The organism is Neisseria sp. Marseille-Q1983, from assembly GCF_018224585.1.
Taxonomy (GTDB): Bacteria; Pseudomonadota; Gammaproteobacteria; order Burkholderiales; family Neisseriaceae; genus Neisseria; species Neisseria polysaccharea.
The window spans coordinates 1-1,365 of record NZ_JAGTUI010000100.1; the positions used below are offsets into that span (position 1 = coordinate 1).

At 35.5% G+C, this 1,365-nt stretch carries 2 protein-coding genes; both read right to left on the bottom strand.

Annotated features, from left to right (window positions below; translation table 11 throughout):
• Positions 1 to 373: 373 nt before the first annotated feature.
• Positions 374 to 808, bottom strand: a complete 435-nt coding sequence (locus tag KEM39_RS11270) for a hypothetical protein (RefSeq protein ID WP_211710062.1) — start codon at positions 806 to 808, stop codon at positions 374 to 376.
• 37 nt (positions 809 to 845) lie between these two features.
• Positions 846 to 1,365: HNH/ENDO VII family nuclease (locus KEM39_RS11275; protein ID WP_300991131.1), on the bottom strand; the 520-nt coding region annotated here is incomplete at its 5' end.

Consider the following 1,365-nt stretch of genomic DNA (forward strand, 5'->3'; position numbering starts at 1 on the left):
TGGGATCAAGCATCCATTTCCGTACTGCCTGAGACTTGGCTCCATGATAACGACCGCAACGATTCCAATAAGAAACAGCATCTTCAGGATTATGTCCCATATGTGCATTCCTTAAAGAGTATTTTTTACCATCTACATCTTTGAAGACTGCACCCTCAGGAATCTGTAAGGTCGTCTGAAAGTTGGTTTTCAGACGGCCTCTATGTTAACTACTAATGAGATTGTTAAAGAACAAATGATTCAGACGACCTCAAAGAAGATAGTGAGGTCGTCTGAAAAACAGAAACCGCGTGCGTACGTACCGTTCACACTCTACATCGGAATTGGAGGTTTCATTGGCTACAGCTTGCTAACCGCTTAAAAATTAAACATATTAAGCATTATAATTTAGATAATCTTTAATAAAATATTCAAAGCTATTCCAATGTTTGCTGAATTGTTTATTTTCTATGAACTTTTGAATATTAGGAGCCTCTACAAAAAAAACCTCGTCGGTATTTTTATCATATAAGATATAATCATCTAACTCATTATTTAATAATGAAAAATAATTATCAGGTAATCCAATATTTTTTCTCAAAATTTCTGTTTGGCTACTTGAAAAATCCTCTAAGTCCATTGCCAAATCAACCAAATATCCAATTCTTCCATAAATTTCATCACTATATGTTGACCAAAATTCAACAAAGTCATGATTTATTTTTCCAAACCCTAATCTTTTGAATAATTCACGATATTTATTTTGATTTTCTGGCAATATCCTACCAAATTCATCATCAAGATATTCTTTAAAATTAGTATCTAACATAACAAACCTCTTTGATATAAATATAAGTAAATTGACCTTAACATTTTCCAGCTTTTCTTCTGCGTCTTTTTTCTGCTTTCGCCCTATCTTTCCAATATTGCTTTCTATCCTTATCAAACGCATTTCTATCTACTGGGAAATATGGATGCTTACCGCTTCCATCAACTTTATAAGGATGCAAGGCATTTGTTCTATCATATTTACTATGCGTTGTTTTCGTCAATTCAAACAAAGCACCCCTAGCATCTTGTTTTGAGTGATGTAGATTGATAGATTTACCATCAGCCCCCAAAGGAGCTAACCCTTTAGATGCACGTTGTAAATTTGTCCTCCCTTTATTATCAACCATATCCCAATCTATTGCCTGTTGAAATACCGTATACGTTTGACCTGTTCCTTTAGATGGAGCTTGCCATGTAGTACGGGTGAATCTATTCAACCCTAAAATATCAATCCACGTTTGCGCATTAGGCGCAAACCAATAAAGATTCTCGCCCCCCCACAACCCAATCGGATCCTGATTGATGAAACGTCCAGTATCAGGCTCGTAATAGCGC